Annotated in this window: 25 protein-coding genes; 21 read left to right on the forward strand and 4 right to left on the reverse strand. The window is 43.7% G+C overall.

Translation table 11 applies throughout. The features are described 5' to 3' along the window. Positions 1–10: 10 nt before the first annotated feature. The 8 genes from BN1938_RS03410 to BN1938_RS03445 all read left to right on the forward strand — a co-directional run bounded on the left by BN1938_RS03410 (position 11) and on the right by BN1938_RS03445 (position 8,233). Positions 11–1,057, forward strand: a complete 1,047-nt coding sequence (locus BN1938_RS03410) for a sugar ABC transporter substrate-binding protein (protein WP_050639254.1) — start codon at positions 11–13, stop codon at positions 1,055–1,057. Between the two features lie 72 nt (positions 1,058–1,129). Continuing rightward, positions 1,130–2,629 (forward strand): sugar ABC transporter ATP-binding protein, encoded by a 1,500-nt coding sequence (locus tag BN1938_RS03415; protein WP_050639255.1) that lies wholly within the window; start codon positions 1,130–1,132, stop codon positions 2,627–2,629. A gap of 1 nt (position 2,630) precedes the next feature. Beyond that, complete coding sequence (locus BN1938_RS03420) at positions 2,631–3,602, forward strand: ABC transporter permease (RefSeq protein ID WP_025653924.1); 972 nt, start codon at positions 2,631–2,633, stop codon at positions 3,600–3,602. 18 nt (positions 3,603–3,620) lie between these two features. Beyond that, positions 3,621–5,027, forward strand: coding sequence for a dihydropyrimidinase (gene hydA / locus BN1938_RS03425; protein WP_050639256.1), 1,407 nt, complete (start codon positions 3,621–3,623; stop codon positions 5,025–5,027). A 15-nt stretch (positions 5,028–5,042) separates the two neighbouring features. Beyond that, positions 5,043–5,999, forward strand: coding sequence for a bifunctional 4-hydroxy-2-oxoglutarate aldolase/2-dehydro-3-deoxy-phosphogluconate aldolase (locus BN1938_RS03430; RefSeq protein ID WP_050639257.1), 957 nt, complete (start codon positions 5,043–5,045; stop codon positions 5,997–5,999). A gap of 20 nt (positions 6,000–6,019) precedes the next feature. After that, the gene (locus tag BN1938_RS03435) at positions 6,020–6,778 is read left to right on the forward strand and encodes an IclR family transcriptional regulator (protein WP_050639258.1); all 759 of its coding nucleotides are present in this window, start codon (positions 6,020–6,022) and stop codon (positions 6,776–6,778) included. Positions 6,779–6,822: 44 nt separating this feature from the next. Further along, the gene (locus BN1938_RS03440; protein ID WP_242843804.1) at positions 6,823–7,767 is read left to right on the forward strand and encodes a sugar kinase; all 945 of its coding nucleotides are present in this window, start codon (positions 6,823–6,825) and stop codon (positions 7,765–7,767) included. A 10-nt stretch (positions 7,768–7,777) separates the two neighbouring features. Beyond that, a complete protein-coding gene (locus BN1938_RS03445; RefSeq protein ID WP_050639260.1) occupies positions 7,778–8,233 on the forward strand; it encodes an Lrp/AsnC family transcriptional regulator in 456 nt (151 codons plus the stop codon). Between the two features lie 23 nt (positions 8,234–8,256). Here BN1938_RS03445 and BN1938_RS03450 read toward each other — a convergent pair whose 3' ends face one another. After that, a complete protein-coding gene (locus BN1938_RS03450) occupies positions 8,257–8,928 on the reverse strand; it encodes an ABC transporter ATP-binding protein (RefSeq protein ID WP_050639261.1) in 672 nt (223 codons plus the stop codon). Between the two features lie 137 nt (positions 8,929–9,065). After that, the gene (locus BN1938_RS03455; protein ID WP_050639262.1) at positions 9,066–9,590 is read right to left on the reverse strand and encodes a nucleoside recognition domain-containing protein; all 525 of its coding nucleotides are present in this window, start codon (positions 9,588–9,590) and stop codon (positions 9,066–9,068) included. 215 nt (positions 9,591–9,805) lie between these two features. On the opposite strand from BN1938_RS03455, the gene BN1938_RS03460 reads away from it, so the two are divergent. Further along, on the forward strand, positions 9,806–11,557 hold the full coding sequence (locus tag BN1938_RS03460; RefSeq protein WP_050639263.1) for a DUF885 domain-containing protein: 1,752 nt from the start codon (positions 9,806–9,808) through the stop codon (positions 11,555–11,557). A gap of 40 nt (positions 11,558–11,597) precedes the next feature. Here BN1938_RS03460 and BN1938_RS03465 read toward each other — a convergent pair whose 3' ends face one another. Next, positions 11,598–12,674, reverse strand: a complete 1,077-nt coding sequence (locus BN1938_RS03465; protein WP_050639264.1) for a GGDEF domain-containing protein — start codon at positions 12,672–12,674, stop codon at positions 11,598–11,600. 100 nt (positions 12,675–12,774) lie between these two features. On the opposite strand from BN1938_RS03465, the gene BN1938_RS03470 reads away from it, so the two are divergent. Next, complete coding sequence (locus tag BN1938_RS03470; protein WP_050639265.1) at positions 12,775–13,392, forward strand: nucleoside recognition protein; 618 nt, start codon at positions 12,775–12,777, stop codon at positions 13,390–13,392. A gap of 87 nt (positions 13,393–13,479) precedes the next feature. Here the strand turns inward: BN1938_RS03470 and BN1938_RS03475 are convergent, their stop codons facing one another. Then, positions 13,480–14,286, reverse strand: coding sequence for a DeoR/GlpR family DNA-binding transcription regulator (locus BN1938_RS03475; protein WP_050639266.1), 807 nt, complete (start codon positions 14,284–14,286; stop codon positions 13,480–13,482). Positions 14,287–14,648: 362 nt separating this feature from the next. On the opposite strand from BN1938_RS03475, the gene BN1938_RS03480 reads away from it, so the two are divergent. The 11 genes from BN1938_RS03480 to BN1938_RS03530 all read left to right on the forward strand — a co-directional run bounded on the left by BN1938_RS03480 (position 14,649) and on the right by BN1938_RS03530 (position 26,923). Next, entirely contained in the window at positions 14,649–14,828 is a 180-nt protein-coding gene (locus BN1938_RS03480) for a hypothetical protein (protein ID WP_050639267.1), read from the forward strand. Positions 14,829–14,864: 36 nt separating this feature from the next. Further along, positions 14,865–16,304 (forward strand): cytosine permease, encoded by a 1,440-nt coding sequence (locus tag BN1938_RS03485; RefSeq protein ID WP_050639268.1) that lies wholly within the window; start codon positions 14,865–14,867, stop codon positions 16,302–16,304. 29 nt (positions 16,305–16,333) lie between these two features. Then, a complete protein-coding gene (locus tag BN1938_RS03490) occupies positions 16,334–17,008 on the forward strand; it encodes a hypothetical protein (protein WP_050639269.1) in 675 nt (224 codons plus the stop codon). Positions 17,009–17,042: 34 nt separating this feature from the next. Beyond that, a complete protein-coding gene (locus BN1938_RS03495; RefSeq protein ID WP_050639270.1) occupies positions 17,043–18,554 on the forward strand; it encodes a xylulokinase in 1,512 nt (503 codons plus the stop codon). A 1,546-nt stretch (positions 18,555–20,100) separates the two neighbouring features. Further along, a complete protein-coding gene (locus BN1938_RS03500; RefSeq protein WP_050639271.1) occupies positions 20,101–21,129 on the forward strand; it encodes a LacI family DNA-binding transcriptional regulator in 1,029 nt (342 codons plus the stop codon). A gap of 154 nt (positions 21,130–21,283) precedes the next feature. Beyond that, positions 21,284–22,375 (forward strand): autoinducer 2 ABC transporter substrate-binding protein, encoded by a 1,092-nt coding sequence (locus BN1938_RS03505; protein ID WP_050639272.1) that lies wholly within the window; start codon positions 21,284–21,286, stop codon positions 22,373–22,375. Positions 22,376–22,457: 82 nt separating this feature from the next. Continuing rightward, positions 22,458–23,930, forward strand: a complete 1,473-nt coding sequence (locus BN1938_RS03510; RefSeq protein ID WP_242843795.1) for a sugar ABC transporter ATP-binding protein — start codon at positions 22,458–22,460, stop codon at positions 23,928–23,930. A 12-nt stretch (positions 23,931–23,942) separates the two neighbouring features. Beyond that, positions 23,943–24,965: an ABC transporter permease gene (locus tag BN1938_RS03515; protein ID WP_050639274.1), complete on the forward strand. Its 1,023-nt coding sequence runs from the start codon at positions 23,943–23,945 to the stop codon at positions 24,963–24,965. Beyond that, positions 24,965–25,957: an ABC transporter permease gene (locus BN1938_RS03520; RefSeq protein WP_050639275.1), complete on the forward strand. Its 993-nt coding sequence runs from the start codon at positions 24,965–24,967 to the stop codon at positions 25,955–25,957. Before BN1938_RS03515 ends, BN1938_RS03520 begins: the two co-directional genes overlap by 1 nt. A 15-nt stretch (positions 25,958–25,972) precedes the next feature. Then, positions 25,973–26,320 carry an L-rhamnose mutarotase gene (locus BN1938_RS03525; protein ID WP_050639276.1) on the forward strand — a complete coding sequence of 116 codons (348 nt, stop codon included), beginning with the start codon at positions 25,973–25,975 and terminating at the stop codon, positions 26,318–26,320. Positions 26,321–26,338: 18 nt separating this feature from the next. Continuing rightward, positions 26,339–26,923, forward strand: a complete 585-nt coding sequence (locus BN1938_RS03530) for an RpiB/LacA/LacB family sugar-phosphate isomerase (protein ID WP_050639277.1) — start codon at positions 26,339–26,341, stop codon at positions 26,921–26,923. Positions 26,924–26,934 lie beyond the last annotated feature (11 nt).

The following is a 26,934-nucleotide window of genomic DNA, read 5'->3' on the forward strand; positions in this document are numbered from 1 at the left end:
GGAAATATGTATGAGAAAGAAAAGATTGTTAGCATTTGTACTTAGTTGTGTAATCGTATGTTCCGCACTTCTTGCAGGATGTTCCGGGGGAAGCAAAGATGAAAAACAGCCTGAACCTAAAGCTGAACAGACAGAGGAGACAAAAGAAGAGTCCGGAGAGCCGGCTAAGGTATTGGATTCCGGCGATGTTAAGGTCGGTATCAGTATCAATGCGCTGGATGCGATTAATAACCGCCAGGTATTTGAAATGATGCAGAATAAGGCAGAGGCAGCCGGTTATGAATACGTTGCGACCAATGCGAACGGCACGGCAACCCAGCAGTCCACGGATATTGAGAATCTGGTTCAGCAGGGATGCAATGTGATTGTTGTTTTGAACGGCGATACAGAAGGGCTGACCAATGCGGTAAAAGAGGCATCTGAAAAGGGTGTATACGTAATCAGCGTAGAATCAGGATATATTCCGGGGATTTCTGCTTACTTTGCAAAAAACGATTTTGCCCTGGCATCCGCAATGTATATGATGCTTGCAGGAGAGATGGGGTATGAGGGTGAAATTATAGCAACCGGGCATAATGATCATCCTGCTATCCGGGCAAGAGTAAATGTCCAGGAAGCAATGCTGAAGGAATATGCCAACATTAAACTGGTAAACCGCGTAACAACGGGATACCCGGGAACGACAGAACTTGCTTATAACGGCGTGGAAAGCGCACTGCAGCAGAATCCGGACGTTAAGACAATCTGGTGTACCTTTGACCTGGAGGCACTGGGGGCGGCACAGGCATGCGAAGCGCTGGGCAAGAAGGATATCAAAATTGTAGGAGCCGACGGAGAAATTGATGTGCTCCGTATGATAAAAGACGGAAAATATATTATTGCGACATCCGTAGCTGACTTGGAGGCAACGACCGATGATGTTATTCAGACGGTGGCTGATTTATCTTCCGGAGCGGAAGTAAAGATGTTCCATGAGATGCCATTTATTATGATCACAGAGGAAAATGTAGATGAATGGATTGAAAGGACAGAGTCCTATCTGAAAGAAAGCGAATAAGAATTGTAAAGGGCGCTTGCAGGCGCCCAATACTCAAATACAAAAACTGTTTTAAGCCGGAAAGGAGTAAATATGGCAGAGCAGGAAATGGCAGTAGAAATGAGAAATATCAGTAAATATTTCAATGGCATATGCGCACTCCATGACGTAAACCTGCAGATAAAAAAGGGGACTATCCATGCCCTGCTTGGCGAGAATGGGGCGGGAAAATCCACCTTAATGAAGATACTTTGCGGAATTATTAAGAAAGAACAGGGGTCCGTTTATCTGTTCGGAAAAGAAATGAACATAAGGTCTGTGATAGAGGCCCAGGATCATAAGCTTGCGATTGTGCCTCAGGAACTGGCATTAGTAGATTATTTTACCGTAGCCGAAAACATTTATCTGGGGCGTGAGCAGGTAAAAGGGCCGGGCCTGGTATCACGCAGCAAAATGTTTGAAGAAGCAGAAACGATTCTGAAAGAACTCAAGATTCATCTGGATCCAAGAACGTCTGCCGGTAAACTGAGTGTTTCAGACAAACAAATGCTTGTAATTGCAAAAGTGCTGTCGCTGGATGCAGAAGTGATCATTATGGATGAACCTACCGCCAGGCTGGGCGTTAAGGAAATCAAGGAGTTTCTGGAGTACATGAAATACTTGAGAAGCATTGGAAAAACCATTATTTACATATCCCATAAATTAGAGGAGATTTTTGAAATCTGTGACGAAATCACGGTACTGCGCGACGGTCAGACGATCGGAACCCATCGGACCGCGGATATCACGGTTGACCAGCTGATTAAAGAGATGGTCAACAGATCCTCGGAAAGTCTGGATATTAAAAAGAATCTAAAAGAGTTCGGGGAAGAGATCCTGAAGGTCGAGGGACTGTCATGCGAAAGAATGGTGGCGGATGTACATTTTTCTTTGAAAAAAGGAGAAATTCTGGGCTTCTATGGACTAGTCGGTTCTGGGCGTACAGAGATGATACGCGCAGTTCTTGGCATTGATCCCATGAAGAGCGGTGAAGTCACCTATAAAGGAAACAGGGTCAGGTTTAAAAATATCCGTGAATCCATGGCTGCGGGGCTGGTTTTAATCCCGGAAGAGAGAAGAAAACAGGGACTTGTTATGAATCTGTCTATCCGCCAGAATGCGTCGCTTACGAAGCTAAAAAGATTCAGTAAAGCCGGATTTATGAATAAGAGTAAAGAAGTGGAAAGCGCGGAAAAACTGCGGGAGGAGTTACAGCTCTCCTGCCCCGGCATTGAAAGCCCGGCCGGTGCATTAAGCGGCGGGAACCAGCAGAAGGTTGTCCTGGCGAAATTTGTAGACATGCCGGTGGATATCTTTATATTTGATGAACCGACCAGAGGGATAGATGTGGGGGCAAAAAGCGAGATTTATACATTGATAGAGAAAATTTCAGAACGGGGAGCATCTGTCATTATTATTTCATCCGAAATACCGGAACTGCAGTCAATCTGCGACAGGGTTGCAGTCATGCGGGAGGGCCGGGTTACGGGAGTATTGGGCAGTGAAGAGTTCCAGGATGCGGAGACCATTCTGAAATATTCTATAGGAGGCTAATATGACAGGACAGGTGCAAATGAAAAAGAAAGTGCATTTTTCAGAATTTGTGATGAAATACGGGACATTGATGTTTTTGGTGCTTCTGTGCATCGCATTTTCGGTATTACGGCCAAGCACATTTTTAAGTGTGGGCAATCTTTTGACCGTACTGAGGCAGATTGTAATCTTGAGCATACTGGGCGGAGGCCTTACGGTTGTTATGATTACAAACCGCATTGACCTGACGATAGGCTATACGACCAGTTTTCTTGGAATTGTTGCAGGTGCGCTGATGGTAGACTTCGGGATTCCTGTTCTGCCTGCAGCGATCCTGACTTTGATAGCGGGGGCCATACTGGGGAGCCTGAGCGGTATTGCTGTGGCATTAATTGGGATTCCTGATTTTATTGCGACTTTATCCTTGGGATTTTTGATTTCAGGCTTTAACCAGTCCTATACAAAAGGGCATCCGATCTCAGGGCTCCCGGCGGAGTTCAGCATATTTGGCGCTAAGTTTGTTAAGGGAATACCGACTTCCATATTTTTTATGATTGTATTTCTGGTTATTATTTTTATACTGCTTAACTTTACAAGGTTTGGAAGACATGTTTATGCAATCGGCGGTAATGAAGAGGCATCCCTGATGTCAGGTGTAAATGTAAAGGCGAATCTGATCTGGGCTTATGTTGTCAGCGGTGTCGGCGCAGGACTGGCCGCATTGATCCTGGCGTCTAAGCTTGGAACCGCACATCCTACGGCGGGGGATAATTATCTGATGGAAGCGCTGGCCACCGTCTATGTTGGGGGAACGGCATTTAAGAGCGGGGAACCTAATATTGCGGGAACCTTTGTGGGTGCTATGATTATCGGAGTTCTTACAAATGGACTGACCCTCTGCAACGTTCAGTATTACAACCAGGACATTGCGAAAGGGCTTGTCATTTTTCTGGCTGTCACCATAACATCCATCCAGAGAATGAAAAAGAAATAAGAAGGAAGGGGCATACATATGAGTATTTTAATAAAGAACGGAACCGTATTGACAGCGGAAAACGAGGTAAAAGCCGATATTTTAATCATTGATGAAAAAATTGCTGCGGTTGGACAGAATATAGGGCAAGAGACAGATGAGGTGATTGATGCAGAGGGAAAATATGTATTTCCGGGAGGAATCGACCAGCACACCCACTTTTCTGCACTTTGTAATTCGGGCGATAAGGATACCGCAGGATACGAGACAACGAAAGCAGTTATCGTAGGGGGGACTACTACGATTATAGATTACGCGCCCCAGGATCCGGGCTGCGGGCTGATTGAATCTGCACAGTACCGTATCAACACGAGGGCAAAGGGTAAGACATGCGTTGATTTTGCCCTGCATTCTCTGGTAACCGAAGTGACGGACGCTATGTTTGACGAGATAAAACAGCTGCCGGACTATGGCATTGCAAGTATCAAGGTGTTTATGGCGTATATCGGTTCCCCGCTCCACGTAGGGGACGATACCTTATATAAGGTACTCCAGGAAAGTAAAAAGGTGGGGGTAACCGTATTTGTGCATGCGGAAAATGGAGAGATCATCGATATGCTGCAGAAGGAGTGTGTAAAAGCCGGGAATGTAACGCCGGAATTCCATGCGGTATCCCGCCCGCCGCTTGTTGAGACAGAGGCTGCCCAGAGAGCCATCTACATAGCGGATCAGTTAGACGCACCGCTTTTTATCGTACATGTTTCCTGCAAGGGGGCGTCAGACGCCATTGCAGAGGCAAGATATAAAAAACAGAGAGTATATGGCAAGACATGTACACAGTATCTTACGACGACAAAGGACCGCCTGAAAGATCCGGACTTTAATATTGCCGCCCAATTCGTATGTTCGCCGGCGCTCCGTGATGAGAGTGATATTGACGCCATGTGGCAGGCGTTATATGATGGTGTATTAAGCGCTGTGGTATCGGATCACTGTGGAATTGACCTTGCAGAAATGAAGCAGACGGGAAGGGAAAATTTTGTGGATATACCAAACGGGGCTCCCGGGGCAGCCGACCGCATTCATATGATCTGGACAAATGGCGTGGCTAAAAACAGGATTTCCAGACAGAAGTTTGTGGAGGTATGTTCGGAAATGCCTGCAAAGATTAATGGCATATATCCAAGAAAAGGTACCATAGCAGTTGGGTCAGATGCGGATATTGTCATTTTCAATCCGGACTACAGAGGTGTTGTAAAACTTGCGGATAACCCGAATGGCGTAGACTATAATATTTATGAAGGAAGAGAGCAGATCGGGCAGGTGGAAACCGTACTGCTGCGCGGTAAAAAAGTAGTAGAACATGCACAATTTGTGGGCGAAATGGGACAGGGAGAGTTCATACCAAGTAAACCATATGCTTATTGCTTTGAAGGAAGAGAATAGTCAGGAGGCTGTTTTATGGACAAGATATTAGAAAAAATCCGCGAGTACGGAGTGATGCCTCTTGTTACGCTGGATGATCCGCAGGATGCGTATGTACTTGGCAGAGCACTGACGGATTGCAGCCTGCCCATTGTGGAGATTACGTTTCGGTCCGGCGCGGCGGAGGAAGCAATCCGTATTCTCAGAAGCACCTATCCGGATATGTTGGTCGGAGCAGGGACGGTGCTGGATGCGGATATGGCGGAGCGGGCGATCAAAGCGGGAGCACAGTTTGTACTGGCGCCTGGTATGAATCCCGGCATGATAGAATATTGCCTTGAGGAGGAAATTCCTGTATTTCCGGGGTGTATGACTCCAACAGATCTGGGACAGGCGCAGAACCTGGGGCTTAAGGTTGTGAAGATATTTCCGTTTATGCAGTTGGGCGGGATCCCGATGCTCAAAGCAATCTCAGCCCCTTTTGGCAAAATGGAATTTTTGGCAACCGGAGGAATCAATGATGAGAATTTAGCCTCGTCCCTTGCATTTCCAAGAATGGCTGCATGCGGGGGCAGCTGGCTGATTAAAAAAGAAAAGCTGAGAAAAGGCGACCTGGAAGGCTTGAAAAGCGATATTAACCGGACTTTAACGGCAATGCTCGGGCTGCGGTTTGCACATCTGGGGATCAATTATGGGATGGAGGCAGCGAAAACATTGGAGCAGATTCTGAATGTACAGACTCTCTGGGGGCAGACCTCCGGCTTCACCGGAGATTATGTTGAGGCTGTAAAAACCGCAGGACAGGGGAAAAATGGGCATATAGCGGTTGGAACCTGTGATATCGGGCGGGCAATATTCTATCTGCAAAGGAAGGGTTTTGGTATTCAAACGGAGTCTGTCAAAAAAAATGAAGCAGGTCATATCTTAGCTGCTTACCTGAAAGAAGATGCGGGCGGTTTTGCAGTCCATCTTCTTCAGGAAACATTAAACTGAGAGATCTGGAAAGGGTTACTATGTCAACAGCAACGGTACAATCAATTGATAGGGCATTTGAGATTCTGGAGGCGTTGGGAAACTGCCCGAATGGGATGCAGGTCAAAGAATTGTCGGCTGCGCTTGCACTGAATAAAAGTACGGTGAGCCGTATTCTTTTGACTTTGGCCAGTAAAGGTTATGTGGTAAAAAATAAAGATAATTATTATCGACTGGGAATGCGTCTGGTGGATTTGTGCAGCTTCTACTTAAACAGTCTTCAGCTGAAAACGGAGGCGCTTCCTTTTTTAGAAGAGCTTAGAAACCAGACGGGACTCATCGTGCATCTGGGAAGTCTGGATGAAAATGAAGTAGTTTATCTGGATAAAATCAGTTCATTTAATAATATACGGATGTATTCCCAGATAGGGAAACGCGCCTATGTTCATTGCACAGGGCTTGGAAAAGCAATGCTATCCCGGATGAGCAGGGAAGAAGTAGAGGAGATCCTGGCCGTGAAAGGGCTTCCGATGATGACAGAATATACCTGTACGGACCAGAAGAATTTTTTTGACGAACTGGATCGGACACGTGCCAGGGGCTATGCCGTAGATGAACAGGAAAATGAGGCGGGAATCAGGTGCGTGGCGGCGCCGGTTTTTGACTACAGAGGGAATGTGATAGCCGCGGTAAGCGCAACGGGATTTATCGATATGTTTCCAAAAGCGCGGATAGAAGCAATGTCTGTGTATGTGAAGAAATGTGCGGAAAGTATTTCAAGAAGCATGGGGTATCGCTGAAAATAAGTAGTCTGAAGAAAAGCGAGGTGAGACATTTGGCGGAAGTGATTACATTTGGTGAGGCAATGGTTGTCTTTATTTCTGAGGAGACAGGGGAGTTTAAAGATGTTTCTGACTTTACTAAAGGCCTTGCCGGGGCGGAATTGAACGTTGCGGTTGGAATCACCAGGCTTGGACACAATGTAAAATACATAACCAGGCTTGGCACAGATCCATATGGTGATTATATTTTTGACTTTATTAAAAAAGAAGGCATTGATACAAGCGGGGTAATATTTGACAGGGACCATTTGACAGGTTCTTATATCAAGTCTAAAGTCCATCAGGGGGATCCGCAGGTTTTTTATTATAGAAAGAATTCGGCGGCATCCTGTGTGAGCAGGAAGGATATAGATCAGGTAGACTTTGAAGGCGCAGGGGTATTACATCTCAGTGGAATTACGGCGGCTATCTCTGGAAGTTGTCTGGATGCGTGTTATTATGCGTTGGAGAAAGCAAGAAAATGCGGCATGAAGGTAGTATTTGACCCAAATATCAGACGGAAGCTTTGGAACAGTGAGGAAGAAATGATTTGGACTTTGAACGACCTTGCAGGCAAATGTGATGTTGTATTACCCGGGATCGAGGAAGGCAGAGTGCTGGCTGGTACAAAGGATGAAAAGGAAATCGCCCGGTTCTATTTGTCACTGGGGGCTAAAACGGTAGTTGTTAAGTTAGGGGCCTCCGGAGCATTTTATCAGGAAAACACCGGAAGAAACGGTTATGTGAAAGGTTTTAAGGTGGACAATGTAGTAGATACGGTCGGTGCGGGGGATGCTTTTGCATCCGGCTTTATCAGTGGTATTCTGGAGGGAATGCCGGTGGAAGATGCGGTTGTCAGGGGAAACGCAATGGGGGCTATTATTATTACCTCCAAGACCGATAATGAGATATTGCCGACAAAAGAGGAATTAGAAAAGTATTTGCAGAAACACTTGATGCTGGGATGAGGAAAACAGGATGAACGAATTAGACAAAATTGACATTCAGCTTCTGAAAGCACTACAGGAGAATGCGCGGACTTCGATTAAAGAACTGGCCAGTCAGGTATACCTTTCTTCGCCGGCCACAGCATCCCGGATATCCAGAATGGAGAAGATGGGGTATATCAAGGGATACACTGTTATCGAGGGAGAAAGCGAACTGGGGTATCCAATCAAAGCAATCATTAATATACAAACGGATAGAAAAGGCAGAGAGAGTCTGTTTTCTTTTATCTACAGGTGTCCAAATGTTACAGAATGCGCTTTTGTATCGGGAATATATTCCATAGTGATATCTGTCTTTTTTGAAAATACACAAAAACTGGATAAGTTTATTAATGAAATCCAGAAACGGGGTGCTGATACGATGACACAGATCGTGCTGTCAACACCTATACTGCACAGAGGTATAGGAGGAATTATGGAGGAATAAAAAAAGGGGGCTGCCCCCTTTTTTTAATTTCCGCCAATGTGCTCTCTGATCTCGGTGATCTTTCCTTCCTTCATGAATATTACCCGGTTTCCCATCGTAATAGCTTCATCGTAATCATTTGTCACGTATAATACAGTAATTCCAAGCACTTTATTGATCTTCTGAATATCTTCGATCATCTCCATCCTCCGCTGCTCATTCTGCCTTGCAAAATCTTCATCGACAAGAAGAACCTTGGGGTGGCAGACAACAGCACGTCCAAGCGCAACCTTCTGTCTGGCTTCATCGTTGATCGACTTAATCTTTTTATCGAGCTTATCTGCGATGCCGAGAAATTCAGCTGCCGTCTTCACACGGGTATCAATCACTCCGCGCGGAAGATTGCGGAGCCTTAGGCCAAGTGCCATATTATCATAAACATTAAAGTAGGAATACAGTACATAGTTCTGAAAAGCCATTGCAAGGCTTCTGTCTCTGGGAAGTATGTCATTGAGGAGATCATCTCCCAGGTATATCTCTCCTGAGGTAATATCCTCCAGGCCTCCAATCATGCGGAGAATGGTGGACTTTCCGCATCCGCTCGGGCCGTGAAAGGCAACGAATTCCCCATCTTTAATATGGAGAGATACGTTCTTTACGGATATAAATCCGTTAGGATATGTCTTATTTAAGTTCTTAAATGTCACGCTTGCCATAAAAACACCTCCGCTTATTCTTATCACAATTTTAGCACATACCGTATGCCAATGCAAAGGGGGCAAGGTTTTTTAAGGGAGTTTTTATCAAAAATGCAGAATATTCAGAAAACGGTGAGCAAAGGGGTCAGACCCCTTTACATCATTCCTGCGATCAGGACGCTTGCGGCAAGTCCGGCTAAGGTTGCCAGCAGCGCTCCGGTGAGTGTATAACGCGTTTTTTTAATTTTTGCGGTCATGAAATATACGCTCATTGTATAGAAAATTGTCTCTGTGCAGGCCATGGATATGGAGGCAATAAGCCCCAGCCGGGAATCAGTGCCGTATTCTTTGAAGATGTCCAGCAGGAGACCGGTGGCAGCGGAGGAAGAGAACATTTTTACAATGGTGAGTGGGACGAGTTCTCCGGGGAAGCCTATGTATGCGGTAAAATGGCCGATTAAGGAGGACAGAAAATCAAGGAAGCCGGAGGCGCGCAGGATTCCGACTGCAACCATGAGGCCGATGAGGGTGGGCATAATTTTGATGACGGTGAAGAATCCGCTTTTTGCCCCTTTGATAAAGTTGTCGTATACATTGGTTCTCATAAGTATGCCGTAAGTAACGATAGCCAGAATAATAAACGGAACTATGAAATCCGTAATATACAGAAAAAACTGCATAAACATCCCTCGGCAATCTGTAATATCATTGCTTTATTTATATGCTTATCCGGGGGAAACGATACCTTATTTTGCAGCTCAGCTGCAAATCCACCCGTCAGGACTTGAGCTTACGGGGGGCATTGGGTATGAATTAAAGAGGATGGAATGCCTGGCGTTAGCATAACAGGGGATTTTTACTCATAATATGAAACAAAGACTTTGGGGGAGTTCCTATGCCATCTCTAATTCCCAAACATATCAGAAAACGGCTTCTTGCCGTGTGTCTTACCGTCAGCACAACAGCGGCCCTTTTGTTTACAGGGTGCAGCGTCAGTACAAATACCAACCAGAATAAAACATTCCAGTCATTTACAAAAGAGGTGTTCTGCCAGGAGGTTTCCTCCAATTCGATCAGTCTGCATTATTCACTGAAGGAGCCGGAAAAGTATGGAATCAAGGAAGCACCGGTTACTTTTGGCGGTTTTACTACGGATTCGAATGAAGCGGCGGCCTCACTGGAAAATCTTCGTGCAGCACTTGACAGATTTTCCTATGACAGCCTGTCGGTGGAAAATCAATTGACCTATGACGTTCTGGATTATTACCTGAATATGGCAGAAAAGAATACGGATTATCTGCTGTACAATGAGCCTCTCGGCCTGGTCAGCGGGATCCAGACACAGCTGCCGGTCCTCTTATCAGAATATCAGTTCTACGACGAGGAGGATGTGGATACATATTTAAAATTGATGCAGTCAACACCGGAATATTTTGAGTCACTTATCGCATTTGAAAAGCAAAAATCGGCGGCAGGCCTGTTTATGGCGGATTATGCAGCGGATACGGTGATTTCCCAGTGTACAGCTTTTATGGAAATGGGCGAAAGTAATTATTTAATTTCTACCTTCGTAGAGCGGATCAAACAGCTTGGACTATCGTCTGAGGCTCAAAGCCGCTATATTAAAAGAAATGCCCAGATGCTCCAAAGTTATGTCCTGCCTGCTTATAATCAGCTGATTTCAGCCGTACAATCTTTAAAGGGCACCGGAAAAAATGAGGAGGGGCTCTGCCACCTTCCCGACGGAAAGGCCTATTATGAACAGATCGTGGCTGAATCAACAGGATCAGAAAAGACGGTTCCGGAGCTGGAGGATCTCACCAGGAGACAGATTATATCTGACCTGGAGGCCATGGAGGAAGTGCTTAATATAGCCGGAGACCAGGCAAAAGAGACGGCAGCCATGGAGGAGAGTAATCCGGTTACCATACTGAACGAATTGGAGCGCAAGACGGGCGGGGCATTCCCAGAGCCGCCGGAAACGGTGACACAGGTCAAATACGTGCCTGAGGCTATGGAGGAACACCTGAGCCCCGCATTTTACATGATTCCCGCCATTGATAATACAGCGGAAAATGTAATCTATGTGAACCAGTCTCATATGAGCAACAACCTGACACTCTATACCACGCTTGCCCATGAAGGGTATCCGGGTCATTTGTATCAGACGGTATACTATGCAGGGACAGATCCTGACCCGTTAAGAAGTATTTTTAATTTTGGCGGATACGTGGAAGGATGGGCAACTTATGCGGAAATGTGCAGCTATTACCTGTCCTCACTGAGTAAAGAGCAGGCTACACTGCTGCAGAAAAACAGCTCCATTGTACTCGGGCTCTACGCACTTGCGGATATGGGGATTCACTACGATGGGTGGAGCAGGATTGACACGGTGGCTTTTTTCAAAAATTATGGGATCAAAGACGCGAAAACAATAGAACGTATTTATGAACTCATTATAGGTTCGCCGGGAAATTATCTGAAATATTATATCGGTTATGTAGAATTTTTGGAACTGAAAAAAGAATGGGCCGCGAAAAAAGGCAATCATTTTTCACAGAAAGAATTCCACGAGGCAGTGCTGTCTGTAGGACCGGCTCCTTTTGCTCTCGTGGAAGAATATATGTGGAAAATGCCTGTTGATTAGAAGAACAGGCGGGAATCCACGGTGATTCATTATCTGAAAATCATGTGAGAATATGATAGAACGCATACTGATTCTTGCCATTTTGCTTTGAAAGGTACAGCGCTTCATCTGCGTGCTTAAACAGCTCTCTGAAAGTGGTACCATCGGCGGGGGACAGGGCGATGCCGATGCTGGCTCCTATTTGGGGGAGTTCCCTGTCAGCCGCAGTGTTTATCGCATTGATTGCTTCAAGAAACTGCACAATACGGCCCCGGGGGACGTCGTCACTTGAACAGTCGGGGAGAAAGATTAAAAACTCATCGCCCCCGATACGCCCTATGATATCCGAAGAGCGGAACGTTTCCTGCAGTACTGCCCCTACTTCTTTGAGCACCTGATCGCCGCAGTCATGCCCACCGGAATCATTGACCAGTTTAAAATTATCAATGTCGATGACTAAAAGTGCACCCTGGGCATTGGGGCGGGAAAGATGGGAAGTAATCTTTCTCTCACAGAATCCACGGTTCCAGAGACCGGTCAGCTTATCCGTATCTCTTTGAATTTCCAGAATGTTATTAGACATGATCTGCTGGAAATTGAGGTAGTTGAACTGGTGAGAAGTAAAAATGCTGAGCAGATAAAAAACAACGGTATTTATAATATCATAAGAGGCAGTGTAAGGAGTCTTATATATTTTGGAAAAAATACAGAAGATCACACAGAATATGCCCATAAACATGCAGATGCGGGACGGTATATCAACGATAAAAAGGGGAAGTCCCACAAGAAATACTATAAAGGCTACTGCGTTGAGCTCCGGCTGCATAATAGTACCTAAATAGACTGACACCCCGAGTATGATGGCAGCCATAGTATAAAGGGCGGCAGGTATTAGCCTTTTATGCGCCTTCAGGTACGTTTTTGCCAGGATATTCAGAAAAACCGAAGCTGCAGAAATAATAATATACGGTATCGTTGCGTTCAGGAAGCTTTCCAGAAAAAGGCTGATGAGAATGAGCGGAATGCCCATTAAAAACCCAAGGGTCGTTATAAGACGCAGGCTTTTTAGATTTCTGTCCGCAATGTCGTCATAATAAGTATGATAATTTTCAACAAAATAGTTACTATATGGAATCATGATATTAACCCCCGATAAAATATACTGATACATTGTTTCTATTCTACCATATAAAGTAAGTAATATTATGAATAAAATAAAAAAATTTCAGGAGGGTCCTATGCTGAATTACTTATGGGCGGGCATGATTATCGTCGGTGTTATCTTCGGGGCTTTTAACGGGAAGATGCCGGATATTACGAATGCGGCGCTGGATTCTGCAAAAGAAGCGGTAACCCTGTGCATCACGATGATGGGAGTGATGTCTTTTTGGGTGGGAATGATGGAGATTGCAACAAGGGCCGGGATTATTGAGATTGCTTCTAAGAAGCTGCGGCCGCTGGTACGGTTTTTGTTCCCCAATATACCGGAGGGGCATAAGGCAAATGATTATATTACGACAAATTTTATCGCCAACTTTCTGGGGCTGGGCTGGGCGGCTACGCCTGCAGGACTGCAGGGGATGGGAGCGCTGGCGGATCTGGAAAAGGAGAGACGGGAAGGAAGGGCGCCGGGGGCAGCGCAGAAGCCGGGGGTGGCTTCGGATGAGATGTGCACGTTTTTGATTATGAATATATCATCCTTGCAGTTGATACCGGTGAATGTGATCGCTTACCGGAGCCAGTACGGGAGTGTGAATCCCGCGGGAATTGTTGGGGCGGGAATTGTGGCTACGGCGGTGAGTACGGCGGTGGCTATGGTTTATTGTAAGGTGAAGGCGAAGAGGCGGAGGGCTTAATAAGCCCTCTGTTTTTATGATTTGAGAGCTGTTATTGTTGTGAATTGGCAATAAGATGAATAAACGAAATTAAACACGTATTATCTGCTAAGCAGGAGAACCAAGGATAATCTCTACACCTGCTTCTTTAAGTCTGGTAACATAAGTGGAATCCAAGTCACTGTCAGATATCAGGCATGTTATTTCATTGATATCTACTGTTTTTTCGATAAACGGTTTTACAGAAAATTTAGTTGAATCAGCCAGTATATAGCATTTTTTTGCGCACTTAATCAGGCTTTGTTCAGTTCTGGGATCAATATCGAGAGAGGTAATTCCCACATCAAGATCCACAGAGTCACAGCCGGAATAAGCTTTGTCCACCTTCACCGTACTAAAAAAAGCTTCGGATGTAGGACCGAAACACGCACCGTTGCGTTCGCGGATCTGGCCGCCGCAGACATAGAGCTTTATGTTGGGGTGGAACAAAAGAAGGTTTGCTACAGGGATGGAGTCTGTAACGACTGTTAAATTTTTCTTATGTATAATTTTGGACGCGAGAAGAAGAGCCGTAGACCCGCTGCTGATAGCAATAAAATCGCCGTCCTCAATTGTTTCAGCTGCGGCTGCAGCAATCTCCTGTTTCTTATCATAATTGACAATCCCATCAAATATTTCCGGCTGAACTGTTCTCGTATTAAAGTCTTTTGGATAATCCGCCTTTATAGCGCCACCGTGGGTGCGCAATAGCAACCCTTTTTCATGCATACTTTGAAACTGAAGACGTATTGTGGAAACAGACAAGCCTGTAAGCTCAGCTGCTTCAGCAACAGTTATCCTGCCATTCTTTTGAAGTAAATCTAATATCACTTTTTCGCGTTCTTCGTAAAAGGAACCGTGTGTTTTTCCTGCCATATAATTCTCCAAATAATAAAAGGTTAATCTGTACATGCGGCGTATCTGTTCATGATTCTGAACAGATACAATGTATTTTATAATTATATCATTGGGAATGATGGAAAACAAGTAAAAATGATAATTCACTATTTTATATCAGCGATATAAAATGGAAAACGGTTAAAAACAATCGAAATACATAGCAAAACTAACAAATATCGATGATTTAAATTGTTAATAATAACAAATACAATTAAAAACGGTAAAAAACGCTTGATATTAATTAAAAACGGTGATAATCTAATAACAGAAACCCGGGGAACAGTTAAGAAGTTTTAGAAACAGTGTAAATCATGCATATTTAGAAAGGATGAGTGGCTATGTCGGGGAATAACAACAGATATTCTAAAGAATATCTTCAGGAAGCAGAGATACGGCTTGAGGAAATGGAAGATCCGAATTATGAATTTCCAACTCCATTCAGTAAATTAGATTGGATTCTGGCAATTGCAACAATTATAGTATCTGGATTACTGCTTATTGGCGGATATTGGATGTAATGTAAAGAGATTTTACTGTATATGAGGAGGAATAAAATGGCAAAGAATCGAAAAAGTTCAGATGAACAATATACAAAAGAAGCAACATTTGGTACGCTGCCGGTACGCAGATCAGAACGTCAGTATGGAATGTTAGATGCATTCCTCGTGCTCAGCGGGTATGGCGTAGCTACCTGGTGTTATACACAGGGAACTTTTCAGGCGGCTTACTGTAATTTTAAACAATTATTGACAACTACCTTTGCAGCAAACATTTTTGTACTTGCCTTATATTTATTGCCGGTACTTTTTGCGACAAAGTATGGTATCGATATGTGGCAATGGCTTAAGTCTACATTTGGCACAAAAGGAGCCGGAGTTGTTGCATTGGTTCTCACCGCAGTTAATTTCCCGTGGTTTGGACAATGTGCAGAGATATTTGCAAACACAATAGACAATTTGTTTCGAATGGCAGGCATGACGCCGCCGGCATTCTTACATAAACCAATGGGGCTGCTTTGCATTGCGCTCGGTACTGTCATTGCAATTGCCGGACCTTTGGTAATTAAGTGGGCAAACCGTATTATTGTTCCTTTGCTTCTACTGGTTGGCGTCGCTATCTGTGTTATAGCTTTTACTTCTGTACCACTTGGCGAAATTACTGCATATAAACCGGATCTTTCATTTCTTGGCGGTGACAGCGGTGCAGCTTATGCAATCGCATGTGAGGCCGGTCTTGCATTTGGAATGTCCTGGTGTGCAAGTACTGCGGTTACTCCACGTTTGTGTAAAAAAGAAAGGGACGGTTATTGGGCTACAATCGGTGCATATGGTGTAGTTGCCCCATTTTTTGTAATGGCAGGCGGAGTACTTGGTATTGCTACTTTTATAAAGACTGGTGTCATGGGAAATGATATTACAGAAATGCTGGTTACACTCAGCAGTCCTGTCATGGCTCTTACAACACTCGCACTGGTTATTTTTGCAAATATTGCAACGCAGGGGACTGGATCATATATGTGGTCTGTAGTTCTTAAATCCACATTCCCAAAGGTAAAGTTCAATATAATTGCTATTGTTCTCGGCGTTTATGCCGGAATTATGGTTATATGGGGACAGCTCCTTGATTATATCGGGGCAATGATTACGATTGCGGCATTCTTCTATGGACCAGTCATGGGGATTATGTTTGTTGACTATTTCTTTATTCGTAAAAGAAAAGTTTCACTGCGTGCGGTCTATGAACTCGAAGGACATGACTGCTACAAATACACCAAAGGATTTAATGTGGTGGCATTTGGATGCGCTATCATAGGAATTATCGGCGACCTTCTGATTTTCGATCCAATTGGATATGTGCCCAAAAGCCCGGTCTTTAATTTTGCAACATGTACATTTTTTGGATTTATACTTACAGCGGTTTTATTCTTTATTGCAAATCAGATTCCGGCAATCAAGAAGTATATGATTCGTGACCGTGAAGATATAACTGTATAAAGCTTTATATGAAAAGAGGAAATGATAAAATGAAACCTGAACTTATAATTATGTTAACATACAATGATGTAACAGTATCGAATGCTTCCGAAGTTTTTGAATCCTGTAAGGACTTGCCTATAACCCGCTGGGGATTTAAAGATGTTGGGCTTAAGAAAGAAGAGATGATTGCGCTGAATCGTGAAATGAAGGCTGCCGGGAAGACAACATATCTGGAAGTAGTTACATATACGGAGGAAGGCTGCTTAGAAGGCGCCAAGTTAGCCGGAGAATGTGGCTTTGACTTTTTGACAGGGACAGTTTATTATTCAAGTGTAGACAGTTTGCTGCAAAAATATGGATTAAAATATTTTCCTTTTGCCGGGAAAGTGGGCGGAAGTCCGGTAGCATTAAAAGGAACAATTGAAGAGATTGTATCTGACGCCGCCAGACTCATTGCAGCTGGAGCTGACGGTATAGATCTTACGGCATATCGTTATGTGGATGGAGACCCTCTTGAGCTGGCACGCGCGGTAGGGGAAAAAATAGGTATGGATAAACTTGCAATAGCCGGCAGCGTAGGAAGCAAAGAGCGGATGGATCAGATGGCCAGGCTGGGATGCCATGCCTATACGATGGGAAGCGCATTGTTTGATTCCAAGTTTGTAGAAAACGGAACGTTCCGGGAAAATCTGGAATACGTACTTAATTATTGTAACCAATAGGCGGATATAAGAATAACGCAGAAAGGCTGTAAAAGTGAGATATATTCTTGGCATAGATATAGGAACAACTGCAATTAAGGCGGCAGTTATAGGTGAAGACGGAAAGGTATATGGCGAAGAGACCTGTGAATATGTGCTGACAACGATGCCGACCGGCGAAGTTGAAGCAGACTTACAATTGTATACAGAGGCATTTTCAGGTGCGGTCACGGGAGCGGTCCGAAATTCAAACGCTGATAAAAAGGATATAAAATGTATTGGATTCTCTTCAACAGCGGAAACATGTGTATTCCTGGATGAAAATAATGAACCGCTTTGCAAGGTCATTGCGTGGATGGATATGCGGGGAACTAAAGAGGCAGAATATCTGTCAAAGCATTTCAGAAAGAAAGAGATTATCAGTAAGGTAGGTTTTGATAATATATATGCGATCCATCCAATCAGTAAAATATTAGCAGTGAAAAACAAATCTCCGGAAGTATTTGCTAACACCAGGATGTTTGCACAGATTAAAGACTATTTTGTTTATGTACTTTCGGGAAGATTTATTACGGAATATTCCGTAGCCAGCGATCATGGTTTTTTCGATATAACGAACAGATGCTATTGGCAGGAGATGCTGGATTTTGTTGGCATTAACAGAAAGTATCTTCCGGAACTTGTTGAGCCGGGAACGGAAATTGGAAAAATAACTAAAGAAGCAGCAGAAGCATTTGGGCTGGATCCGGATACTGCGATTAATGTGGGGGCATTTGACCAGGCCTGCGGGGCAATCGGAGCAGGAAATATAAAGTCAGGAATCGCCTCTGAAAGCACGGGATCGGCGCTTGTAACTGTTGCGACCATTGAAGAATTAAGCCCTGATTCAAAAGGTGATGTACCGACACTCTGCAGTGGCATTCCGGGGAAATATATATATCAGCCATATTGTACAGGGGCTATGATTACAAAATGGTTTAGGGATGCATTTTGTGAGAAGGAAAAAGAGATAGAAAAGGAGACAGGGCTCAATGCATATACGCAGATGGATGAATTAGTTAAATCAACGCCTCCAGGTGCGGATGGCCTGATTATGCTCCCCTATTTTCAAGGATCGGGAATTCCAGAGCTTAATGAGAAAGCAAGCGGTGTCTACTATGGTATAAATGCAGGGCATACAAGAGGTCATTTTATCAGGGCTATTATGGAGGGGCTTGCAATTGCTTTGAAAAGAATGCTTGAATGTGAAAAAGAGCTCGGGGCGGTCATGGATGAAATCCGTTCACTCGGCGGCGGCTCTAAATCAAAGGCTTGGTGCCAGATTAAGGCGGATATACTCGGGATTCCGGTTAAGGTGATTAAAAATAGCGGCAGCACTCCATGTATGGGGTGTGCAATACTTGCCGGAGTAGCAAATGGGATATGGACATCGATAGAAGATGCGGCGGAGAAGTTTGTTGAGATTAAGGAGACTTATTATCCTAATCCAGAAAACGCAGAGGTTTATGAGGAAACTTATCAAAAATATGTGGAGATTACAAATGCACTTAATCCTACATTCCGATAATACAGGCGTGAAAAGTAATGAGCGCCCGTTAATTTACACACACCATCCAGTATCAGTAAATCGGGATTTAGCGACGAGCTTTAGCCTCGGCGCGGATGGGGACGCTCCATAAAGGGATAGCCGAAAACCTCCCGGAGAACATCCATGTCCTTTCAAAAACGCGGCCGCGGACCTAAGAAATTCTAGGCGGGAAACAGCCCTGAAAATGGAGCACCACTGACACATCACGAGAAATCCGATGATTTCTCGCGCTGGGTCAGCTGATTTTTGGATTCGGAATCCAAAAATCTCTCCATTTTCAGGGCTGTTTCCCACCAAGAATTTCTAAGGTCCGCTTTGAGCGTTTTNCCGAAAACCTCCCGGAGAACATCCATGTCCTTTCAAAAACGCGGCCGCGGACCTAAGAAATTCTAGGCGGGAAACAGCCCTGAAAATGGAGCACCACTGACACATCACGAGAAATCCGATGATTTCTCGCGCTGGGTCAGCTGATTTTTGGATTCGGAATCCAAAAATCTCTCCATTTTCAGGGCTGTTTCCCACCAAGAATTTCTAAGGTTCGCTTTGAGCGTTTTTGAAAGGACATGGATGTTCTCCGGGAGGCTTTCGGCTATCCCTTCATGGAGCTGGCGCATCCAACCGGCAGGAAAAGGACTCGTTCCTAAGGTGGGGCCTCAAACGGGGGCAGCGTATGGATATAGAATTGGCGGGACTTTTATGTCCCCAGTAGGTGTACATAAGCAAAGGGATACGGTTCCAGTATCAAAATAATTCAATACACATCTTGAAGATAAAAAGACACGCATAGCCAATCCACATCCGCTGCCCTGGTCCAGGATCCCACCCGGATGGCGGGTTTTCCTGCCGATTGGATGAGCCAGCTTTATGACAGGGAGGCCGGGGAGGTGCTGGGGCTGTATATGCCGTTGCGAAATGCTGGAATGCGCTTAGTGATTCTTGAACAGCCGATGCCGGATAGGCGGGGAAAAACTTGATCTCCAAATCAAGTTTTTACTGAACCCAGCGCGGGAAATCATCAGATTTCCCGTGATGTGTTCAGTGTACCCGCCTATCCGGCATCGGCTGTTCTAGAATCACTTAGCAGCATGGGTGCATATCGCAACGGCATATACAGCCCCAGCACCTTCCCGGCCTCCCTGTCATGAAGCGTCCCCGTCCGTCGACAGGACTGAAGCCTGTCAACTGAATCCCGATTTAGTTGTTGGTTGGAGTGTGAAAAGTAAGGATCGCTCAATTAAATATAAGGAGGAATTGCCGGAATTGGAAGCGGAGGTAATTTCGGGGATGTGATTAAGTCCACGGCGGTGAGTACGGTGGTGGCTATGGTTTATTGTAAGGTGAAGGCGAAGAGGCGGAGGGCTTGATTGCTCTCTGCTTTTTAATTTACTTGGTAAAGATCACTAAAAAAGAACAATTAATATTGTGAATAATGGACAAAATATAAAATTTTGTTGACAAATTAAAATACAAAGAGTTATAATTCTCATATAAATGAAACGTTTCAATATCATCATAGAGGTAAAGAATGTCAGCAATAAAAAAAGAAAAAACAACAATCACTCAGGTAGCAAAATATGCAGGTGTGTCAATTGGAACTGTTTCAAATTATCTGAATGGAACTGCCCAGGTCTCCCCACAGAAGGCGGAGAATATCCAGGCTGCGATCGATAAATTACATTATACCCCGGATACGGTTGCAAGCTCTTTAAGGAGGAAGAACAGCAAGACGATTTATATCCTGACGCCAAACCTGAATAATACATTTTACACGAGGATTATCAGTTCCTATATGGCATATGCGTACCAGGCGGGATATACGGTACAGATTTCCGGTTACGAATACTCCGCCGAAGTGGAAAAGAAGCAATTGGCTGCTCTTGAGAACTGCAAACGGGGAACCATTGTAATCATCTTCAATGGCAGTAAGGATGAGGCGGAGATCAAGAGGCTTATGCAGAACGATATCCATGTCATATTAGCCGACCGGAATGCAGAGGGCTTAGATGTATCCAGTGTATCATTTGATAACCAGGATATGTTATATACAATTGTAGCAATGCTAAAGGAAAAGAATTATAAAAGAATTGGCTTATTTATAGAACCTGTTACTTTATCGAACTTAGAGAAAAGATATGAGCATTTTTTAAAGGCTTCCGAAAAATTTGGCTATAAAAATCCTTTAGATAATGTATTTACGGATAAAAGTCTGGCTCTTAATAAATTACACAGCAGTTATATTTTTATGAAAACAATTCTGGAAAATCATAAAAAAGAAGATTTGCCGGATGCCTGGATTGCCTCATCGGATTACTTGGCGATTGGTATGATGCGGGCAATGAATGAATTGGGATACCGTGTTCCGCATGATTTTGGAATCATAGGTTTTGATAATCTGGATATTTCAGGGTATGTAAACCCAAGGCTTACGACTGTGGAGCAGAATCAGGAACAGTTCGGTGAACTGCTATGGAAGGTAACAAAGAAGCTGGTTAAAACACAGGAGAATCAACATTTGGTAATTCCACAAAAATTAGTTGAAAGGGAATCCTGTTAAAATAATATGTATTGCGTAAGCGGTACATTTATTTTTATAAAATATTGAAACGTTTCAAGATGTACTTTATCAGGTATGTCAGCTATTATTTTTTTACACGCATTTTGAAACGTTTTAATATAGAAACCCAAAAATATTAAAGGAGGAACAGGAAATGAAAAAAGGTATCGCAGCATTATTATGTGCAACAATGGTGTTGGGTCTGACGGCGTGTGGATCTGATACAAAGGAAACGTCCGGAGAGAAAAAAGCAGAAGAAACAGCGGCATCAGAAAGTGTGTCATCTTTGGCGTCAGACGAGGCTGTAAAAAAGGCCTCAGATGAGGGGTGGGAGATCGCCGTAGTGCCGAAGGATTCTACAAACCCATGGTTCGTAAGAATGAATACAGGAGTAGAAGAATTTGCGGATCAGACAGGTGTCAACTGCTACCAGATTGATACAGGTGAAATTGATGCAACGCATCAGGCTCAGATGGTCGAAGATTTGATTGCCCAGGGTGTAGATGCAATTTGTGTGGTTCCTGTAGATGTGCAGTCTATGGATGTGGTACTTAAAAAAGCCCAGGATGCAGGAATTGTAGTAATCGCCCATGAAGGCGCAGAACTGAAAAATGTAGACTATGACATTGAGGCTTTTTCAAATGCAGGGTATGGCGCGTTTATTATGCAGAATCTTGCAGAAGCGATGGGAGAAGAAGGTGTGTATACCACTATGGTGGCATCGTTGACAAACGGCTCACACAATGAGTGGGCGGATGCTGCAGTTGAATATCAGAAAGAACACTATCCTAAGATGACGCTGCTGGAAGAAAATCCGCGTGTGGAATCTAATGATAATGGAGACACAGCATACAATGCAGCAAAAGAACTGATTAAGACCTATCCGGATCTGAAGGGTATTTTAGGTACTTCGTCCTACGACGCGCCGGGTGTCGCAAGAGCAATCCAGGAGCTGGGACTGCAGGATAAATTCTTTACTACAGGGACAGGAATGCCGGCAGATAATGCGGAGCTGCTTAAATCGGGTATTATTAAATCTCTGACATTATGGGATCCGGCTATGTCCGGCGAAGCTATGGTTTCACTGGCTTGTAAAGTCCTGGCGGGAGAGAGTATCACAACACCATTAAACCTGAATGTAGACGGATATACAGAGATGTCCGAACGAGAAGGTTCTAAAACCGTACTGGAAGGCCAGGGCTGGATCACAATTGATGCAGACAATGTAGATAGTTTTGGTTTCTAATAAACTTTGAGAATCGGAGCGCCGTTTCGGCGGCGGTTCGATTCTTTTAAAAGCGAAGAGGAGGACGCATATGTCAGAGTGTTTGTTAAAGGCAGAACATATTCAAATATCATTTGGAAATGTTCATGCACTCAAAGATGTTTCATTGGAAATCGTTCCTGGAGAAATTCATTGTCTGGCAGGTGAAAACGGCTGCGGGAAATCTACACTTATTAAAATTATCTCGGGTGTACACCAGCGCAGCGGGGGCACCATCGAATTTGATGGAAAGAAACTGGAAAAGATTACACCAATTGATGCAATCAATATGGGAATTCAGGTTATTTATCAGGATTTCTCTTTATTCCCTAATTTGACTGTAGCAGAAAACCTGGCATTAAATTCAGAATTAGCATCAGGCAAAAAAACAATCAGTTGGAAGAACGTAAGGAAAATCGCGGAAGAAGCAATTAAAAAAATCAATATGGATATTGATTTGGATGAAAAAGTAAGCCGTTTATCTGTTGCCCAAAAACAGATGGTAGCAATCAGCAGAGCGCTCATGTTCAATGCAAAATTGATTATAATGGACGAACCTACGACTGCATTGACTAAAAAAGAAGTAGATGCACTATTCAAGATCATATTAAAACTGAAAGAACAAGGGATTGCAATTCTCTTTATCAGCCATAAATTAAATGAAGTATTTGAAATATCAGACCGGTTTACAATCTTTAGAAATGGAGAGATGGCGGCAACCGGAAAAACCGATGAATTAGATGATAAGAAATTTACTTACTATATGACAGGACGTGAATTCGCAGATAAAACTTTTGTTCCTGAAAAAGTGACAGATAAACCTATTTTTGAACTAAGGAATCTTTCTTTGGAAGGTTCATTTAAAAATATCAGCCTTACTTTACGAGGCGGTGAAATCCTGGGGATTACAGGTCTTCTGGACTCAGGCCGTACGGAACTTGCGCTGTCTATGTTTGGGCTGAAGCCCGCTACATCGGGGGAGATAATCCGAAATGGAAAACCTGTAAAAATCACAAATCCGAGAGAGGCCATTGCTAACAAAATAGGATATGTACCAGAAGACCGTCTGTCAGAAGGGTTGTTTTTACAGAGATCCATTGGTGACAATATTATTATTTCTGAGATAGATTCTTTAAAGAAGAAAAATGGCCAGTTCGATTTGAAAAAAAGAGATGAAGAAGTAGACCGATGGGTAAAAGAATTCGAGATAAAAACAAAGAATCCAGATAATCCCGCAACCACCTTATCAGGCGGAAACCAGCAGCGCATAGTTTTGGCAAAATGGCTGGCATGTAATCCGGATGTTCTGATCTTAAATGGTCCGACGGTCGGTGTTGATATTGGATCGAAACATGATATTCATGCAATCCTTCAGCGATTAGCCCAAAAAGGCCTGGGCGTTATTATTATTTCTGATGATCTCCCGGAAGTAATACAGAACTGCTCACGCCTTTTAGTCATCAAAGAAGGTTCTATAGTTGCCGAATATGATACTCAGCAGGTAAAAGAACAGATGATTATTGATGCAATGATGTAAGGAGACAGGCGAATGAATAAAAAATTAAAATCAACATTTAAATCCAATGAAATATACATATTTTTCATTATAATTGCGTTAGGAATCTTGGTGCAGATTCGCTCGGGACAGTTTTTTACCGGAAATAATATGGTGGATTTGTTAAGTGCGATGATTGTACCCGGAATGTTTGCTGTGGCGGAATTCTTAGCGATCATTGCCGGAGGCATTGATGTATCTTTTCCGGCATTGGCTTCTCTGTCTGCATATGCATCCACCAAGATTTTACTGGACCAGAATTATGACGGCAATGTGGTTCTGGCGTTTGTGATTGCCATGGCGATTGGCGCTCTGTTAGGCGCTGTAAATGGTTTTCTGATTGGTTATCTGAATCTCAATGCTATGATCGTTACATTAGGCACTTCCAGCGTATTTCAGGGATTCATGCAGGGGGCACTGCGGGCAAAACAGTTGTCTGTTATACCAGCTGGTATGAAAGAGTTCGGTACAAATTCGTTTATCACGGCAACGAACAAAACGAATAATCTGACTTCCATTCTGCCCTACACTTTTATTATTCTGTTGATTGTTTGTGCAGCCATGTTCCTTATCCTGCGGTATACGATTTTTGGACGTGGTATCTATGCGATCGGAGGAAATCCGGTCAGTGCACATACGGTAGGATTTAATGTAAAACGAACAAAATTTTTCATGTATATTATCATTGGCATGATTGCGGCAGCAGGCGGTATCTGCCGTGTATGCATGATGCAGCAGATGCATCCGACCAACATGCTTGGAATGGAAATGAATATTATTGCAGGCGTTGTGCTTGGCGGAGTTGCGCTGACTGGCGGGGCCGGAACCCTGATTGGATGCATACTGGGTACATTTTTGATTATACTGGTTCAGAACTCCATGATTCTCCTGGGCGTGCCGACTACCTGGAGTAATGTGTTTGTTGGAATCGTAATTGTTGTGGGCGTGGCATTAAGTGCATACCAGTCTATCAGGACTGAAAAAGTAAAAAGTAAGATGGTAAAGGAGGCAGCATAATGGACAGAGTAAAAAGTTTTTATTCAAAAAACCGGGAAGTGAGCCGTCTTTTTATTATTATGATTGCTTGGCTGATATTTATGCTGCTGACACAGGCCGGAAAGTTTTTTACAGGTGCAAATTTCCTGACTATGGCAGGACAGTTCCCGGAGTATGGCCTGATGGCATTAGGAGGCATGCTCTGCATGATGACCGGAGGAATTGATTTATCGGTAGTTGGAACAGCCAATATGACAACGATTATCAGTGTCTATGTGCTGAACTGGATTTTTGGTGTAGACGGGACAATGCCGGCAGGATTCTCTGTTGTGATATTTCTGATTGCCATACTTACCGGCTGTGTGATAGGGGCTTTTAATGGTTTTTTGATTTCGGAATTAAAGGTGCCGCCTATTTTGGCCACCTTAGGAGTAAATCAGCTGATTACCGGTCTGTGTATTGTCATTACGGGGGGAGCGGCTGTATCTTCCTTCCCAAAACAATTTTGCGATATTTTTTCTACGAATTTGTTTGGCATTATTCCGGTTCGTGTGCTTGTCTTCATACTGGTGGCTGTTATTATCTGGTTCATGCTGGAGAGAAGTACCTATGGGACGAAATTAAGGTTATATGGATCAAGCGCGCATGTGGCGGAGTTTTCCGGAATAAACACAAAGAAACTGGTTTTTAAAACCTATATGACTTCAGCTGTTTGTGCCTCTGTAGGCGGTCTGATGATGCTTAGTACATACGCATCTGCAAGAGCAGATTATGGAAGTAATTATACCATGCAGTCAATTCTGCTGATTGTGTTGGGCGGCGTCAGCCCGAATGGCGGAAAAGGCAGATTATCTGGTGTGGCTGCGGCAATCATTCTTTTAAAATTTATAGAATCAGGTATTAACCGTTTCAGAAGTGTTTCCACATACTATGTAACACTGATTTGGGGCGCGGTTTTAATCCTGGCTCTTGTAATAGACTATTTTAGTGCACGTCCTAAAAAAGTAAAATAGCATGGGAGAATAACTATGAGCAGAAAAGTATTTGGGCAGATTGGCCGGCTTAAAAAAGATAAAATACAGGAGTATAGAAAGCTGCATATGGATGATGTTCATACACCGCATTGGGAAGGGGTGCTGCGCATGATTCATGACTGCAATATACGGAACTACAGAATCTTTATAAAAGATGATTTAGTTTTTGGATATTTTGAATATGTTGGACACGACTATGAGGCAGATATGGCAAAGATGGAAGCTGATGAAGTAACCAGGCAGTGGTGGAAACTTACGCGCCCCTGTTTTACAGAATATTCAGCTTCAAGCAAGGAAGCATTTTATGAGGACATGGATCAGATCTTTGATTTTGCAGAATAGAAAGTAGAGGCGATTATAATGAAAACAATTAAAGACAAACAGATTCTTGTTGGAGCAGATTTTGCGGGATTTCCATTAAAGGAGGCGGTTGTAGCTCATTTGAAGGAATATGGATGGACCGTAACAGATGTAGGGGTTCAGTCAGAGGAGGACAGCAGTACAGAATTAATGTTTCACAGAATTGGACTTCGTGTTGGTTCCATGATATCGGAAGGAGAATTCGAACGCGCATTAATTTTTTGCGGAACAGGTATGGGGATCCATATTGCGGCAAGCAAGTGTCCGGGAGTATTTTCCGGCGTTGTGGAAAGTGTACCGGCGGCACTTCGTGCGATTACAGGGAACGGAGTAAATGTACTGGCAATGGGAGCTTTTTATGTAGCTCCTAAGATGGGATGCGATATTGCAGATGCGTATCTGAGTAATAATCTGGGTGATGGGTATGAGTGGTGGCCCAATTTTTATGAATTTCATAAACTTGCGTGCGATGAACTGAACAGCTTTGATTATAACAGATATAAAGAAAACGGGTATAAACTTGAACATTTGGGAGATTATCCTTTAGAGCTGATGCAGGATCCGGGGCTTTTCGGCTGCAGGTAGAAATGAGAAAA

It is taken from the genome of Eubacterium sp. SB2 (genome assembly GCF_001244405.1).
GTDB classification, from domain to species: Bacteria; Bacillota; Clostridia; order Lachnospirales; family Lachnospiraceae; genus Faecalicatena; species Faecalicatena contortus_B.

What these genes read in the sequence shown, in the direction of transcription:
- BN1938_RS03410 (WP_050639254.1), top strand. Translation starts at nt 11, where the DNA reads ATGAGAAAGAAAAGATTGTTAGCATTTGTACTTAGTTGTGTAATCGTA.
- BN1938_RS03415 (WP_050639255.1), top strand. Translation starts at nt 1,130, where the DNA reads ATGGCAGAGCAGGAAATGGCAGTAGAAATGAGAAATATCAGTAAATAT.
- BN1938_RS03420 (WP_025653924.1), top strand. Translation starts at nt 2,631, where the DNA reads ATGACAGGACAGGTGCAAATGAAAAAGAAAGTGCATTTTTCAGAATTT.
- hydA (WP_050639256.1), top strand. Translation starts at nt 3,621, where the DNA reads ATGAGTATTTTAATAAAGAACGGAACCGTATTGACAGCGGAAAACGAG.
- BN1938_RS03430 (WP_050639257.1), top strand. Translation starts at nt 5,043, where the DNA reads ATGGACAAGATATTAGAAAAAATCCGCGAGTACGGAGTGATGCCTCTT.
- BN1938_RS03435 (WP_050639258.1), top strand. Translation starts at nt 6,020, where the DNA reads ATGTCAACAGCAACGGTACAATCAATTGATAGGGCATTTGAGATTCTG.
- BN1938_RS03445 (WP_050639260.1), top strand. Translation starts at nt 7,778, where the DNA reads ATGAACGAATTAGACAAAATTGACATTCAGCTTCTGAAAGCACTACAG.
- BN1938_RS03450 (WP_050639261.1), bottom strand. Translation starts at nt 8,928, where the DNA reads ATGGCAAGCGTGACATTTAAGAACTTAAATAAGACATATCCTAACGGA.
- BN1938_RS03455 (WP_050639262.1), bottom strand. Translation starts at nt 9,590, where the DNA reads ATGCAGTTTTTTCTGTATATTACGGATTTCATAGTTCCGTTTATTATT.
- BN1938_RS03460 (WP_050639263.1), top strand. Translation starts at nt 9,806, where the DNA reads ATGCCATCTCTAATTCCCAAACATATCAGAAAACGGCTTCTTGCCGTG.
- BN1938_RS03465 (WP_050639264.1), bottom strand. Translation starts at nt 12,674, where the DNA reads ATGATTCCATATAGTAACTATTTTGTTGAAAATTATCATACTTATTAT.
- BN1938_RS03470 (WP_050639265.1), top strand. Translation starts at nt 12,775, where the DNA reads ATGCTGAATTACTTATGGGCGGGCATGATTATCGTCGGTGTTATCTTC.
- BN1938_RS03475 (WP_050639266.1), bottom strand. Translation starts at nt 14,286, where the DNA reads ATGGCAGGAAAAACACACGGTTCCTTTTACGAAGAACGCGAAAAAGTG.
- BN1938_RS03480 (WP_050639267.1), top strand. Translation starts at nt 14,649, where the DNA reads ATGTCGGGGAATAACAACAGATATTCTAAAGAATATCTTCAGGAAGCA.
- BN1938_RS03485 (WP_050639268.1), top strand. Translation starts at nt 14,865, where the DNA reads ATGGCAAAGAATCGAAAAAGTTCAGATGAACAATATACAAAAGAAGCA.
- BN1938_RS03490 (WP_050639269.1), top strand. Translation starts at nt 16,334, where the DNA reads ATGAAACCTGAACTTATAATTATGTTAACATACAATGATGTAACAGTA.
- BN1938_RS03500 (WP_050639271.1), top strand. Translation starts at nt 20,101, where the DNA reads ATGTCAGCAATAAAAAAAGAAAAAACAACAATCACTCAGGTAGCAAAA.
- BN1938_RS03505 (WP_050639272.1), top strand. Translation starts at nt 21,284, where the DNA reads ATGAAAAAAGGTATCGCAGCATTATTATGTGCAACAATGGTGTTGGGT.
- BN1938_RS03515 (WP_050639274.1), top strand. Translation starts at nt 23,943, where the DNA reads ATGAATAAAAAATTAAAATCAACATTTAAATCCAATGAAATATACATA.
- BN1938_RS03520 (WP_050639275.1), top strand. Translation starts at nt 24,965, where the DNA reads ATGGACAGAGTAAAAAGTTTTTATTCAAAAAACCGGGAAGTGAGCCGT.
- BN1938_RS03525 (WP_050639276.1), top strand. Translation starts at nt 25,973, where the DNA reads ATGAGCAGAAAAGTATTTGGGCAGATTGGCCGGCTTAAAAAAGATAAA.
- BN1938_RS03530 (WP_050639277.1), top strand. Translation starts at nt 26,339, where the DNA reads ATGAAAACAATTAAAGACAAACAGATTCTTGTTGGAGCAGATTTTGCG.